Source organism: Streptomyces sp. NPDC028298 (assembly GCF_055565895.1).
This window is the reverse complement of record NZ_JBVHTL010000002.1, coordinates 900,947-915,306: the sequence shown is the minus strand read 5'-3', so window position 1 is coordinate 915,306 and position 14,360 is coordinate 900,947. Positions and strand designations below refer to the sequence as shown.

The 14,360-nt window shown below is 72.5% G+C and carries 10 protein-coding genes and 1 pseudogene; 6 read left to right on the top strand and 5 right to left on the bottom strand.

What is annotated here, in order from left to right:
- Window positions 1-19 precede the first annotated feature (19 nt).
- The 5 genes and pseudogenes from ACZ4TO_RS12565 to ACZ4TO_RS12545 all read left to right on the top strand — a co-directional run bounded on the left by ACZ4TO_RS12565 (window position 20) and on the right by ACZ4TO_RS12545 (window position 6,745).
- Window positions 20-715 (top strand): tellurite resistance TerB family protein, encoded by a 696-nt coding sequence (locus ACZ4TO_RS12565; protein ID WP_382782303.1) that lies wholly within the window; start codon window positions 20-22, stop codon window positions 713-715.
- Window positions 716-881: 166 nt separating this feature from the next.
- Window positions 882-2,963 carry an MMPL family transporter gene (locus ACZ4TO_RS12560; protein ID WP_468024140.1) on the top strand — a complete coding sequence of 694 codons (2,082 nt, stop codon included), beginning with the start codon at window positions 882-884 and terminating at the stop codon, window positions 2,961-2,963.
- A gap of 89 nt (window positions 2,964-3,052) precedes the next feature.
- Window positions 3,053-4,228 (top strand): annotated as a pseudogene (locus tag ACZ4TO_RS12555) (sensor histidine kinase); the annotation flags it as partial.
- A 350-nt stretch (window positions 4,229-4,578) separates the two neighbouring features.
- The gene (locus tag ACZ4TO_RS12550) at window positions 4,579-5,256 is read left to right on the top strand and encodes a response regulator (protein ID WP_468024139.1); all 678 of its coding nucleotides are present in this window, start codon (window positions 4,579-4,581) and stop codon (window positions 5,254-5,256) included.
- A 277-nt stretch (window positions 5,257-5,533) separates the two neighbouring features.
- The gene (locus ACZ4TO_RS12545; RefSeq protein WP_468024138.1) at window positions 5,534-6,745 is read left to right on the top strand and encodes a sialidase family protein; all 1,212 of its coding nucleotides are present in this window, start codon (window positions 5,534-5,536) and stop codon (window positions 6,743-6,745) included.
- A 14-nt stretch (window positions 6,746-6,759) separates the two neighbouring features.
- Here the strand turns inward: ACZ4TO_RS12545 and ACZ4TO_RS12540 are convergent, their stop codons facing one another.
- The 5 genes from ACZ4TO_RS12540 to ACZ4TO_RS12520 are packed head-to-tail and all read right to left on the bottom strand — an operon-like array spanning window position 6,760 to window position 13,342.
- Entirely contained in the window at window positions 6,760-7,695 is a 936-nt protein-coding gene (locus ACZ4TO_RS12540) for a dihydrodipicolinate synthase family protein (RefSeq protein ID WP_382782291.1), read from the bottom strand.
- Entirely contained in the window at window positions 7,692-8,762 is a 1,071-nt protein-coding gene (locus ACZ4TO_RS12535; protein WP_382782288.1) for an oligopeptide/dipeptide ABC transporter ATP-binding protein, read from the bottom strand. The genes ACZ4TO_RS12540 and ACZ4TO_RS12535 overlap by 4 nt, the downstream gene beginning before the upstream one ends.
- The gene (locus ACZ4TO_RS12530) at window positions 8,759-10,735 is read right to left on the bottom strand and encodes a dipeptide/oligopeptide/nickel ABC transporter permease/ATP-binding protein (protein ID WP_468024137.1); all 1,977 of its coding nucleotides are present in this window, start codon (window positions 10,733-10,735) and stop codon (window positions 8,759-8,761) included. The genes ACZ4TO_RS12535 and ACZ4TO_RS12530 overlap by 4 nt, the downstream gene beginning before the upstream one ends.
- Window positions 10,732-11,694, bottom strand: a complete 963-nt coding sequence (locus tag ACZ4TO_RS12525; protein WP_382782283.1) for an ABC transporter permease — start codon at window positions 11,692-11,694, stop codon at window positions 10,732-10,734. The genes ACZ4TO_RS12530 and ACZ4TO_RS12525 overlap by 4 nt, the downstream gene beginning before the upstream one ends.
- A gap of 19 nt (window positions 11,695-11,713) precedes the next feature.
- Complete coding sequence (locus ACZ4TO_RS12520) at window positions 11,714-13,342, bottom strand: ABC transporter substrate-binding protein (protein ID WP_468024136.1); 1,629 nt, start codon at window positions 13,340-13,342, stop codon at window positions 11,714-11,716.
- Window positions 13,343-13,611: 269 nt separating this feature from the next.
- Between ACZ4TO_RS12520 and ACZ4TO_RS12515 the strand changes: the two genes are divergently transcribed.
- Window positions 13,612-14,352, top strand: a complete 741-nt coding sequence (locus tag ACZ4TO_RS12515) for a FadR/GntR family transcriptional regulator (protein ID WP_382782764.1) — start codon at window positions 13,612-13,614, stop codon at window positions 14,350-14,352.
- The last annotated feature ends 8 nt before the right edge of the window (window positions 14,353-14,360 follow it).

Below are 14,360 nucleotides of genomic sequence, written 5' to 3'. Positions count from 1 at the left end.
CGTTACGGAGGTGTGCGACGTGCTGCCAGGATGGGGACGAAACGGTCGTGCAGTTCAGGTTCCCCGCATCCTGGGCACCCGTACGGCGTGGAGCACCGTCGGCGACGGGGAGTTCTTCTGCCCCGGCTGCGGCGGCGACCGCAACTACCAGCGGCTCACCGGGCGACGCCGCTTCACCCTTCTGGGTGTTCCCGTGCTCCCGCGCGGCGAGACGGGACCCGTCGTCGAATGCGCGGCCTGCGGCCACCACTACGGCGCCGACGTCCTCGACCACCCCACCACCACCCGCTTCTCCGCGATGCTCCGCGACGCCGTCCACACCGTCGCCCTCGCGGTCCTCGCGGCGGGCGGCGGCTGCGCCCGCTCCTCCCTGGAGACCGCCGCCGCGACCGTCCGCTCGGCCGGCTTCGACGACTGCACCGAGGACCAGCTCAGCGCCCTCGTCGAGGCCCTCGCCGCCGACACGGGCCGCTTCTTCGGCGAGCCGTGCGGAGCGAGCCTGGCCATAGAGCTCCACGAGGCCCTGGACCCGCTGGCCCCGCACCTCGCCGCGACGGGCCGCGAGGCGATCCTCCTCCAGGGCGCCCGCATCGCCCTCGCCGACGGCCCCTACACCCCCGCCGAACGCGACGCCCTCGCCACCGTCGGCGCGGCCCTGACGATCTGCTCCGACGACGTGACCCGCCTCCTGGCCACGGCCCGCACTCCGTCGTAGCGCCCCCGAAGCCCTCCGCCGCACTACTCCCCAGGGAGTAACGAGAGCCCCGGCACACCCGGCGCAGTAGGGGCCGGGTCGGTCCCCGGGGCGACGAAAGGCGGTCCACGGGCCGGAAGTCTGGAACACGACAACCAGACATCCGGACCGGAGGGAGGCCCTGTCCATGGGGGCCGGAGAGACAAGTACGCCGTCGCGGCGGAGGGCCGTGCCGTGGGCGGTGCTCGCGCTGTGGATCGGGCTGCTGGCCGTCGTCGGCCCGTTCGCGGCCAAGCTGTCGGACGTGCAGCACGACCGCGCCGTCGACTATCTGCCGTCGAGCGCCGACTCCACACGGGCCGCGAAGATCGAGGACCGGCTGCCCGGCGGCGAGACCACCGAGCTGGTGCTCGTCTACCACCGCGACGGGGGACTCCGGCCGGCCGACCGGGACACCGCGGCCCGCCAGGTCGCCGCGATCACCCGGGCGAACCCGCTCACCGGCACCCCCAGGGCCATGCCGTCCTCCGACGGCAGCACCCTGATGTACCCGCTCGCGAGCAACGCCCCCGGCACCGACGAGAAGAAGCGCGACGCGTTCGTGAACGACGTCCGCGACGTGGCCCGCGACACGGACGGCATGAGCGTCGTCGTCGGCGGACCCGGCGCCCTGGCCACCGACGCGGGCGAGGTCTACAACTCGCTCGGCGGGCCGCTGCTCTACACCACCGTCGCCGTCGTCGCCGTCCTGCTCATCCTCATCTACCGCAGCCCGCTGCTGTGGCTCGTCCCGCTCGCCGTCGCCGGCGTCGCGGACTATCTGTCGATGGGCGTCGCCTACGGCCTGAACCAGGCGTTCGGCACGGTCGTCTCCGGACAGAGCTCGGGCGTGATGACGATTCTCGTCTTCGGCGCCGGAACCGACTACGCCCTGCTGATCATCTCCCGCTACCGGGAGGAACTGCGGCGCGTCGAGCGGCCCTACGACGCCATGAAGGAGGCCCTGCGCGGCTGCGGGCCCGCCGTGCTCGCCTCCTCCGGGACCGTCGCGGCCGGACTGTTCTGCCTGCTCGCCGCCGACCTCAACAGCAGCCGGGGCATGGGCCCGACCGGCACCGTCGGGGTGCTGTGCGCCCTCCTCGCCATGCTGACCCTGCTGCCCGCCGTGCTCGTCCTGCTCGGCCGCCGGGTGTTCTGGCCGCTCGTCCCCGCCTACGGCAGCGAGCCCCGGCGACGGCGGAGCCTGTTCGCCGCGATGGGCTCCTCGGCCGGCCGCCGGCCACTCGTCGTCCTGGCGAGCGGAGCCGCCCTGCTCGGGGCCCTCGCCCTCGGCACCCTGAACCTGCCCGGCGCGCTCAAGCAGGAGGACTCCTTCGTCCACCGGCCCGACTCGGTCACCGCGATGGAGACACTCGCCCGCGCCTACCCCGGGCGGGGCACCCAGCCGATCACCGTGATCACCCCCACCGGACGGGCGGACGCCACACTGTCCGCCGCACGCGGGCACAGCGGCGTCGCGAGCGCCGAACGCGGACGCAGCGGCGGAGGCTGGACCGAGATCTCCGTCATCGCCCGCGGCGCCCCGCAGTCGGCGGCCGAGACCGCCACCATCAAGGCCCTGCGGGCCGACCTCGGCGGATCGTACGTCGGCGGCCCGAGCGCCCAGCAGCTCGACCTCCAGGACACGAACGCCCGCGACCGGCTCGTCGTCGTCCCGATCGTGCTCGTCTCGGTGCTGCTGATCCTGATCCTGCTGCTGCGCTCCCTCGTCGCGCCGCTGCTGCTCGTCGCCGCCGTCATCGCGGTGTGGGGCGCGGCCCTCGGCATCGGCGGCCTCGTCTTCGGCCCGCTGTTCGGGTTCGAGGGCACCGATCCCGGCCTCGGCCTGCTGTCCTTCGTTTTCCTGGTCGCCCTCGGCGTCGACTACGGCATCTTCCTCATGCACCGCATGCGGGAGGAGTCCCTCTCCGGCGCCGAACCGGCGGCCGCCGCGCTCACCGCGCTGCGCACCACGGGGGGCGTGATCGCCTCGGCCGGCCTCGTCCTCGCGGCCACCTTCGCGGTGCTCACGAACATGGGGCTCCTCCAGCTCGTCGAGCTCGGCTTCGTCATCTCCGTCGGGGTGCTGCTCGACACCTTCCTCGTCCGCACGTACCTGGTCACCAGCGCGAGCGTGGCCCTGGGACGCAAGGTGTGGTGGCCGGGCGCCCTCTCCCGCGAGCCCGACCCCGAGAAGGCCGGACGACAGGACCCCGTCCCCGTCGGCTGACCCGCACCCACCGGACGACGGACAACGGGCGCCCCCGCCTCCCGCGGGGGCGCCCCCTCACGGAAGATGAAGCGGTGGACGTCAAAGGCATGCTGCACCTCACCGGCTTCGGACACCCGAGCGCCACCGACCCGGCGCGGGTCGTGCGCCAGGACGCGCTGCTCGCGGGCGCGCTGCTGCTCCTCGACGTCACCGTGGCGCTCCTCCTGCACGCGGACGGCCGGCGGCCGGACGCGCTCGGCTGGAGCCTGCTGGTCGCCGCCCACCTCCCGATGGTCTTCCGGCGGCGTGCCCCGCTCGCCGCGTTCCTCGGGCTCGTCGCCTGCGTGGCCCCGTACCACGCGCTCGACTTCGACCACAGCGCGCCGCTGCTCGTCTCGATGACCGCGCTGTTCACCGTCGCCGTCACCGGGAGCCCGCTGCGCTCCCTGGTCGTCGGCAGCGGGGTCATCGGCATCATGCTCACGGTCAAGTTCGGGCAGGGTGCCGCCGAGGGCACCCAGGCGCTGCGCATCACCGGCTGGATCGTCGCGTTCATCGTGCTCGGCGTGTACGTCCGGGTGCACGGGCAGTACTTCGCCTCGGTCGTCGAACGCGCGGAGCGCGCCGAGCGCACCCGCGAGGAGGAGGCCCGCCGACGGGTCGCCGAGGAACGGCTGCGCATCGCCCGGGACCTGCACGACCTGCTCGCCCACAGCATCACCCTGATCGGCGTGCAGACCTCCGTCGCCGCGCACGTCCTGGCCGCCGACCCCGACCGTCTGGACCGTACGGCCGTCGCCAAGGCCCTCGACGACATCTCCGAGACCTGCCGGACCGCGCGCGGCGAGCTGCGGAGCACGCTGGAGGTGCTGCGCGACACCGAGCACGGCGGCGGCGACGGCCGGGGCCCGCTGCCCGGCCTCGACGCCGTGCCCGATCTGGTGGCGGCGGCCCGTTCGGCGGGCACACGGGTGGAGGCGTCGTCCGTGGTGGGGGCCGAGGGCGTTCCCACCGCCGTCGGCGCCGCCGCCTATCGCATCGTCCAGGAGGCCCTCACCAACGCGGTACGGCACGCGGGCCCGGAGGCGAGCGTCCGCGTGGAGCTGGACACGGACGGCTGGGCGCTGCGCGTGCGGGTCACCGACGACGGCATCGGGGACGCGGGCGGTCCGCCCGGCTTCGGTCTGGTGGGGATGCGGGAGCGGGCCCGCAGCGTGGGCGGCACCGTGGAGACCGGGACACGACAGGAGGGCGGATTCGCGGTACTGGCCGTCCTGCCCCTGCGCCCGGCGGTACCGGACCAGCGACCTGACCCCGGGCACGCAGCGGTACCGGACCAGCAACCCGATTCCGGCCGCCCGGCGGTATCGGACCAACGACCCGACCTCGGCCGCCCGGCGGTGCCGGACCAGCGACCCGACCTCGACGGTCGAGCGGTGCCCGGCCGGCGACCCGATTCCGTCCCCGGCCGCCCGGCGGTCCCGGACCAGCGACCCGACTCCGGACGTCGAGCGGTGCCCGACCGGGGACCGGAGCCTTCGTCCGTACGTGGCGCAGGGGCCGTACGGGACGACCGTCACGCGCCCGGGGCCGGTCCCGGACGCGTGACCGAGCCGGGAGAGGGCGGGCTCCGATGACCATCCGCGTGGTTCTCGCCGACGACCAGAACCTCGTACGGGCCGCGTTCGCCATGCTCGTCGAGTCGGCCCGGGACATGGAGGTCGTCGGGCAGGCGGCCACCGGCCGGGAGGCCGTCGAGCTGGCCCGCGCCACGCGCGCCGACCTGGTCGTGATGGACATCCGCATGCCCGACTTGGACGGCATCGAGGCCACCCGGCTCATCGCGGCCGACGAGGACCTCGCCGGGGTCAGGGTGCTCGTGCTCACCACGTACGACACCGACGAGCACATCGTGGAGGCGCTGCGCGCGGGCGCCTCCGGCTTCCTGGTGAAGGACACCCGGCCCGCCGACCTCCTCGACGCGATCCGCACCGTGGCCGCCGGGGACGCGCTGCTCTCGCCGGGTCCCACCGCCCGCCTGGTCGCCCGCTTCCTGCGCGCCCCCTCCGTCCCCGCGCTCGCGGCGGGCGGTCCCGAAGGGCTCTCCGATCGCGAGCGCGAGGTGCTCACCCTCGTCGCGCGCGGCCTCAACAACACGGAGATCGCGGCGGCCTTGGGACTCAGCCCGCTCACCGCCAAGACCCACGTCAGCCGCATCATGGGCAAGCTGGGCGCCCGCGACCGGACCCAGCTCGTCATCGTGGCGTACGAGTCGGGCCTGGTGACCCCCGGAGACATGGGCCGCGCCTGACCCGGCGGCGCCCGAAAGCAGCGGTGGAGGGCCCGCCTCGCGCCTGCCCCGAAGGCGGCCGAAAGCCCGCCTCGCGCCGACCCGGGAGGCGGCCGAAAGCCCGGACCGCCCGGCCCCGCGGCAGCCGAAGGCCCGGCCGGAGCGAACTGACGTCCCATCAGCATGCCGTGAAAGCACGGGTATTGCCGAGGCCCCCTGGGCACATTAGGTTCACCGGGACATCCCACGTCCCACGTCGTTCCATGCCCGATGCAGTCGACGTAGTCCAGGGAGTGTCATGACCAGCATGAGCCGCATGGTCGCGTTCGCCGCCACCGCCGGACTCCTCACCGCCCTCGCCGCCACCGGCCACCCCGCCTCGGCCGCGCCCCGTGGAGCCGGGGACTGCGCCTCCTCCGTCCCGTACACCGCGGGCCAGGACGGCTACGACACCTACCGCATCCCGGCCACCGTCACGACCAGAGCCGGCACCCTGCTCGCCTTCGCCGAGGGGCGCCACAGCGGCGCGGGCGACACCGGCAACATCGACGTCGTCCTCAGGCGCTCCTTCGACGGCGGCTGCACCTGGAGCCCGATGCGGGTCGTCGCCTCCGGGAACGGCGACACCCGCGGCAACCCGGCGCCGGTGGTGGACCCCAGGACCGGCCGGATCGTCCTGCTCACCTCGTACAACAGCGGTGCGGTGACCGAGGCGCAGATCATGCGCGGCGAGGTCACGGCGCAGCAGAGCCGGCGCGTCTTCGTCCAGACGAGCCGTGACGACGGGCGGCACTTCACCGCCCCGCGGGACATCACGGACCAGACGAAGCTGCCGGGCTGGCGCTGGTACGCCACCGGGCCCGGCCACGCGATCGCACTGCGCCACGGACCGCACGCGGGACGCCTGGTCGTGCCCGCCAACCACTCCGCCGCCCCGCCCGCCGGGTCCACGGACACCGGCCAGGAGGCCAGGTACTACGGGGCGCACGCGCTCTACAGCGACGACGGCGGGCGCACCTGGCGGCTGGGCTTCGTCGACGACTCGTACGACGGCATCGACAACGCCAACGAGAGCTCGGTGGCCGAACTGCCCGACGGCAGGCTCTACTTCACCTCGCGCGACCAGAACGGCACGAGCACCGGCAACCGCCTCGACTCCTACTCCAGCGACGGCGCCGAGACCCTGGACCGCCCCTTCGCCGTCCAGCCCGACCTGAACGACGTCCCCGTCGTCCAGGGCAGCGTCCTCCAGCTCACCGGCCGTTTCGCCCCGCTCCTCTTCTCGGGCCCCTCCGTCCCCACGGTCCGCAGTTCCATGGCCGTCTGGCGCAGCACGACCGCCGGCGCGGACTTCGACAAGGCGGTCACGCTGTCCACGCGGCGGGCCGCCTACTCGGACCTCGTCCAGCTCGGCCACTCCCGGGTCGGCATCCTCTACGAGACCGGCGACGCGGGACCGTACGAGAGCATCGAGTTCCGGCGGCTGCCGCTGAACGGGCTGCTCGGGTAAGGACGGACTCCGGCTCAGAGCAGTCCCGCCGAAGCCAGGTACTTCCCCACGCGTTCGACCTCGCCCGGAGACAGCGGCACCTGGGGTTCCGCTGTCGCGGCGCAGTCGATGACGCCCCGCAGGGACAGCGCGGCCTTGAAGGCGCCGAGCGCCGAGGAACTGCCGCCCATCCGGGCCGGGTCGCCGACGTCCACCAGCCCGAACAGCTCGCAGAGCCGTTCCTGCTCCGCCCGCGCCCGCTGCCAGTCGCCCGCCGCGCACAGCTCGTACAGCCGTACGTAGCCCACCGGGTCCACGTTGGCCAGACCGGGGACTACGCCGTCCGCGCCGAGGGCCAGCGCCGAGTCGACGACCACCTCGGAGCCGGTGAGCGCGGTGAAGCCGCCGGCGCCGGGGCGGCTGCGGGCGCCGGTGACGACCGTGCGGAAGGCGCCGAGGTCGCCGCTGGAGTCCTTCAGGCCCGCCAGGACGCCGTCGGCGGCGAGTTCGAGGACCAGTTCGGGGCTCAGCTTGGTGTGGACGGAGGCGGGCAGGTCGTACGCGAACAGGGGGAGCGAGGCGCGGGCGGCGACGACACGGAAGTGCCGGGCGATCTCCGCGGGATGGGTGCGGGTGTAGAAGGGGGCCGTGACGACGATCGCGTCCGCGCCCGCGGCACGGGCGGCGCGCGCGTGGTCCAGGACGCGGGGCGTCGTCATGTCGATGGCGCCGGCCAGGACGGGGAGCTGACCGGCGACGTGCGCCACCGTCGTCTCCACCACCCGTGCGCGCTGCGCGTCCGTCAGATAGGCGACCTCGGACGTCGAGCCGAGGACGAACAGGCCGTGCACCCCGGCGTTCACGAGGTGGTCGATCAGCCGGGTGAGCGACGGGACGTCCACCTCGCGGTCCGGTGTCAGGGGCGTGCAGACGGGCGGTACGACACCGGTCAGCGGGGCGGGGAAGGTCATGAAGGCTCCCGGATGTGCTGCTGGAACGGAACGTCGGCCAGGGCGGCGGACTCGGCCTGCGCGACGAGGGTGCGCGTCGACCGGCCCTCCTCCACAGGATGGTGGCACCGGAAGCGGTGGCCGGGTGCCGACGCGGCCGTGAAGTCCGGCATCCGGGTCGCGCATTCCGTGTCCGCCTTCCAGCAGCGGGTGCGGAAGGGGCAGCCGCTCGGCGGGCGCGTCGCCGAGGGGACGGGTCCGGTCAGCGGGATCGGCTCGATGGGTTCCAGCAGGCCCGGGGTCGCCGAGAACAGCGCCCGGGTGTACGGGTGACGGGAGCCGTCGGTGACCTCGCCCGCCGGGGACTCCTCGACGATCCGGCCGAGGTACATCGTGATCACCCGGTCGCTCATCCGGCGCACCGTCTGGATGTCGTGGGACACGAACACCAGCGCCAGGCCGAGGCGTTCCTTCAGGTCCAGCAGGAGATTGAGGATCTGCGCGCGCACCGACACGTCCAGCGCGCTCGTCGGCTCGTCGGCCACCACCAGACCGGGGTCCAGGGCCAGGGCGCGGGCGATCGCCACCCGCTGGCGCTGGCCGCCCGAGAGCTGGCCCGGCAGCGCGTCCGCGAGCGCCCGGGGCAGACCGACCAGGGACATCAGCTCCCGCACCCGCGCGTCCCGATCGGCCGCCCTGCCGCGCCGGTGCACGTCCAGCGGGTCGCGCAGGATCCGGCGCACGGGCAGCCGCCGGTTCAGCGCCGTCGACGGGTCCTGGAAGATCATGCCCGTGCCGGCCCCGACGGCCGTGCGCCGCTCGTCCGGCTTCAGGGACCACAGGTCACGGCCGCCGAACGTCACCGTCCCGGACGTCGGCCGCTGCACCCCCACCAGCACCTTCGCGAGCGTCGACTTGCCGCAGCCCGACTCGCCGACGACGCCGATCGTCTCGCCGGGCGCGACGGTCAGATCGGCGCCCGTCAGCGCGTACACCCGGTCGCGGGTGAACACACCGCCGCTGCGCGCCTTGTGGACGACATGCGTGTCGGTGAGCCGGACGAGCGGGTCCACCGGGGATGAACTCATGTCACGGCCTCGCTCTCCGTCGTCACCAGGTCGACGGCCGGGTGGTGGCAGGCCGCCGTGTGCGTGGGCGTGCCGAGGAGGTCCGGCGCCGTCGCCCGGCACACCTCGTCGGCCATCGGGCACCGGTCGGCGAACCGGCAGCCGGCCGGGAAGTCGGCGGGGGAGGGGACGACCCCCCTGATCTGCGTCATGCGCTCGGCCGCCGACTCCAGGGACAGGACACTGCCCAGCAGCCCCCGCGTGTAGTGGTGGGCGGGGGACTCCACCAGGTCCGCCGTCACCCCCGTCTCGACGATCTGGCCGCCGTACATCACGACCACCCGGTCGGTGACCGCCGAGATCAGCGCCAGGTCGTGCGAGACGAGGACCAGGGCGAAGTCCAGTTCCGCCCGCAGCCGCAGCAGCAGCTCCATGACCTGCGCCTGCACGGTCACGTCCAGGGCCGTCGTCGGCTCGTCCGCGACGATCAGCGCGGGTTCACGGGACAGCGCCATCGCGATCAGCACCCGCTGGCGCTGCCCCCCGGAGAGTTCGTGGGGGTAGCTGCGCAGGGTCCGTTCGGGGTCGAGACCGACCAGGGCGAGGAGTTCGGCCGCCGTGCGCCTGCCGCCCCGCCGTATCACCTGCTTGAGCTGCGCCCTGATCGTCATCGCCGGGTTCAGGGACGACAGCGCGTCCTGGTAGACCATCGCCATCTCGTGGCCCAGCAGCCGGCGCCGTACCCGCATCGGCTCGCCGACCAACTGCCGCTGCCGGAAACGCACCTGGCCGCGCACCCGGGCACCCTTGGGCTCCAGGCCCATCACGGTCAGGGCCGTGAGCGACTTCCCGCAGCCCGACTCGCCCACCAGGCCCAGGACTTCACCGGGGTGGACCTCGAAGCTGATGCCGTCGACGATGTCCACACCGCCGTGCCGGTCGTCGAAGCCGATGGCCAGCCGTTCGACGGCGAGAACGGGCTGCCCGTCCGTGACGGGCGGCCGGGCCCGCGCGCGCAGCCGGGCCGCGGCCCGCGCCAGGCCGGGCAGTTCGACGACCGTGCCGCTGCCCGGCTCCGGGGCTTCCAGCCGGTCCTCGGCGGGCGGTACCGACACCTCGCGGGCGGCCGGCGCGGCCCACGCGTCGGAGACGCCCTCGGAGAGGATGTTCAGCGACAGCACGGTGACCAGCATCAGCATGCCGGGGAAGACGGTGGCCCACCAGCCGCCGGTCAGCACCATGTTCTTGCCGTCGGCGATGACACTGCCCCAGGACGGGTCCGGGGGCCGCACGCCCGCGCCGATGAAGGACAGCGAGGCCTCGAACACGATCGCCTCGGCGACCTGCACGGTGCAGAACACCAGGACCGGGGCGGCGCAGTTGACGGCCACGTGCCGGAGCACGATGTGCGGGGTGCGGGCGCCGATCACCTGCTCGGCGGTGACGTAGTCCTCGCCGTACTGGTCGAGCACGTTCGCCCGGACGACCCGGGCCACGGGCGGGGTGAACAGGAACGCGATCGCGCAGATCAGCACGGTGATGCCGCCGCCGAAGACGGCGACGAGCACGGCGGCGAGCGCGATGCCGGGGAACGCCATGACCACGTCCAGGCAGCGCATCAGCGTCTCGTCGACCGCCTTGCGCGAGGTCGCGGCGAGCGCGCCGAGCAGCGCGCCCACGACCAGGGCGAGCGCGGTGGCGCCGAGGCCGATGGCCAGGGACCAGCGGGCCCCGTACATCAGCCGGCTGAGGATGTCCCGGCCGAGGCTGTCCTGCCCCATCCAGTGGTCCGCCGACGGATGGCCGGTGCCGTCCGTCTGCGGCTGCTGGTCGAGCGGGTCGTGCGGGGCGAGCAGCGGGGCGAACACCGCCACCAGGAGGACCACGGCCAGGAAGCAGACCGCGATCCTCGACAGCGGCGGCAGTCTGCGCCAGCCGCGCAGCCGGACGCCGGGCCGGGCGAGGGCCCCCGCGAGTTCCTTCCGCGTGATCACCGGGTCGCCTCCCTCAGTCGTGGGTTGACCAGCAGATACAGGATGTCGATGACGAGGTTCACGATCACGAAGCCGAACGCGGTGGTCAGGACGACGCCCTGCACGACGGCCGGGTCGCCGTTCTGCACGGCGTCGATCATCAGCTTGCCCATGCCGGGCAGCGAGAAGATCGTCTCGATGACGACCGCCCCGCCCAGCAGATAGCCGACCCGCAGCCCCAGCACGGTGAGCGGGTTCATCAGGGCGTTGCGCAGGACGTTGCGGCCGACGACCACCCGGGGCGGCAGCCCGCTGCCGATCGCGGTGCGCACGTAGTCCTTGTCGAGCTCCTCGACCACGGACGTCCGGACGATCCGGGTGAGCTGGGCCGCGACCGGCAGGGAGAGCGCGAGCGCCGGGAGCGCCATGGTCTTCAGCCAGCCGGTAAGCGAGTCGGCCGGGTTGATGTAGCCGCCGGTCGGGAACCAGCCCTGGTCGACGGCGAGGTACTGGATCATCAGCAGGGCCAGCCAGAACCCCGGTGCGGCGACCCCGGTCAGGGACACCACCCGGATGATCTGGTCGGGCAGCCGGTCGCGGTGGATCGCGGCCGTGACGCCGCCGAGCAGCGCCAGCACCACCGCGATGCCGAGCCCCAGGAAGGTGAGCTGGAGGGTGAGCGGCAGCGCGGTGGTGACCTGTTCGACGACCGGTGCCCTGGTCAGGGCGCTGGTGCCCATGTCTCCGTGCAGCAGGTCTCCCACGAAGTGGAAGTAGCGCACGGGCAGCGGATCGAGCAGCCCGTTCCGCTCTCTGAAGTCGTGCAGTTGCTGCGGGGTCGGATTGGCGCCCTGGAAGAACGCGGACGCCGGATCGACGTCCGAGAACCGCATCACCAGGAACACGAACAGGACGATCCCGAGCATCAGCGGCACGAGCAGCGCGACGCGGCGCAGCAGGATCCTGACGATGGCGACCACGTACGGACTCCCCTGTCGCCTAGACCCACTTGGCTTGCAGCAGGTTGATGCCCGGATAGGGCTGGGGCCTTATCCCCGCGAGCCGGCGCGGATTCCACGCCGTCATCAGCTCGTTGTGCACGACCGGGTAGAGCACGGCCTGTTCGGCGACGACGTCGATGTAGTCCTGGATCATCGTCCTCTTCTTGTCGGCGTCCGGTTCCTGGGTCGCCCGGTCCATGTCCTTGAAGAGCTGCTTCGCGACGGGGTCGCCGGCCCAGCGGGCGTAGCCCATCCAGAGGTTCTGGGGGCCGTAGTTGTAGTGCATGATCAGGTCGGCGTCGAGGCCGAACTGGTTGGGGTTCGAGGCGGCCGCGACGACCTGGTAGTCCTGCTTCTGGTCCATCTTGGTGAACACGGCCGTGGTCTCCTGCGGGGACAGCGTCGTCTCCACGCCGATCGCGTCCCAGGACGCCTTGACGGTCGGCAGGCAGTCGACGATCCAGCTCACGTTCACCGACAGGATCTCGATCTTCAGCCCCTTGACCCCGGCCTCCTTCAGGAGCTTCTTCGCCTTCTCCGGGTCGTACGAGTAGACGGTCTTCGCGGGCCGGTAGGAGGGGTTGGCCTCGTTGAGGAAGGAACTCGACGGCTTCCCGTGCCCCTTGAGCGCGACCTCGACCATCTTGTCGGTGTCGATGGCGTAGTGCAGGGCCTGACGGACGCGGACGTCGTCGAACGGCTTGTGCCGGGTGTTGAACATCAGGAACAGGTTGTTCATGCCGGCGCCGCCCTGGACGGTCATGCCGCCCTTGCGGAGCTGCGCGATGTTGGCGTACGGGATGTTGTCGGCGATCTGGGCCCCGGCGCTCGCCCCGGAGATCTTCGCGACGCGGGGCGCGGCGTCCACTATGGTCAGCCAGTTCATCTTCTTGAAGGCGGCCCTGCGCGGTCCGTTGTAGGCGGCGAACGCCTCGAACGTCGTGTTGGACTTCGGGTGGTGCGCGGTCTGCCGGTAGGGGCCCGAACCGACCGCCTTGCCCTTGATCGCGTCGTCCCAGGCGCCCGGCCGGGAGAAGACGTGCTTGGGCATGATCTTCGCCAGGGTGAGCCGGGAGATCCCTTCGGGGAAGGGGAACTTGAGGACCAGTTCGACGTTCTGCGCGTCGATCTTGCGGACCTCCTTCAGCCAGTTCGCGAAGAAGCCCTTGGCGAGGGTCTGGGTCTTCGGGTCGAGGATCCGGTCGAACACGAAGACCACGTCGTCGGCGGTCACCGGCTTCCCGTCGTGGAACGTGGCACCGGCGCGCAGCGTGAACTTCCAGGAGGTGCCGGTGAGGTCGGCGGGCACCTGGGTGGCGAGCGCGGCGTAGGGCTCGCGGGAGATCGGGTCGGTGTCGAGCAGGCCTTCGTAGACATGGTTGTTGGCGGCCATGCAGAAGGCGGACGCGGTCTGCGTCGGGTCCCAGCTTCCGTCGTTCCCGTAGCCGATCACGGCCGTCAGCGTGGCGTTCTGTCCGCTGCCCGAACCGCCGGTGTCGTTCGTCGACTCGGGCCCGGACGAGCAGGCGCCGAGCGTCGAGGAGAGGGCGGCGGCCGCGCCCAGGGCCCCGGTGTACTTCAGGAACGACCGGCGGTGCGGCGCCGGAGTGGGGTTCACGTCGCGCACGGTTCCTCCAGCAAGGAGTGGTCCAGTTGAGCGGTCCGGTGAGGCGGTGGAGCGGTCGGTTCGCCGGCCCGGGACGCAGGAGATACGACGTCCTACGTCATGGGGGGCAGCGCGACCATAGGAGGGGGCGCGGAGGGGGTCAAGGGGCCGCACACGAATGGCGTATCTTCCACAGGTGCGACCAATGGCGGTATGAAACAGGGGCAGTTGGCCGAACTTGGCGTTTAATCAGCCCGGAGGTGGGACGTCCGATGTCCAGCGAGCGTACGATGCGGCGCATGCCTGAGGAGACCGGGAACCGGCGCAGGCCCGAGCGCCGGGTGAGCAGCCAGATCCAGCGCGAGGTCATGCAACTGATCCTCGACCAGGGGCTTCCGGCCGGTGCGCCGCTGCCCACCGAGACCGAGCTGATGAACGATCTCGGCGTGAGCCGCAACTCGGTCCGCGAGGCGCTCAAGGCCCTTCAGGCGCTCGACATAGTCGAGATCCGGCACGGCTACGGCACCTATGTGGGTGAGGCGTCCATGACGCCGTTCGTCGACGGACTGACCTTCCGCACGCTCGCCCGTCCGGACGATCCGACCGCGGCGCTGGCCGAGATCCTCCAGGTCCGTGAAGTGCTGGAGGAGGGGCTGATAAGCCGGGTGGCCCAGGTGCTGACCGAGGAGGAGCTGGACCGGCTCGAAGCCGTCGTCGCCGAGATGGAGACGGCGGGGGACGACGGCCGCTCCTTCCCCGAACTCGACAGCAGGTTCCACGAGTTGCTGTACGCATCGCTCGGCAACCCGCTCGTCCCCCAGTTGCTCGGCGCGTTCTGGACCGTCTTCCGGCGGGTCGCCGTGGTGCGCGGCTGGGCCGACGACATCACCCCGGAGGTCACGGCCCGCCGCCACCGCGACATCCTCACCGCCCTGCGGGTACGGGACGTCGAGGGCGCCCAGCGCGCGATGGCCGACCACTTCCGCGGCATCGAGGCCCGCGCCGCCCAGGGCTCCCGCGGCGTGAGCTGAAACGAACC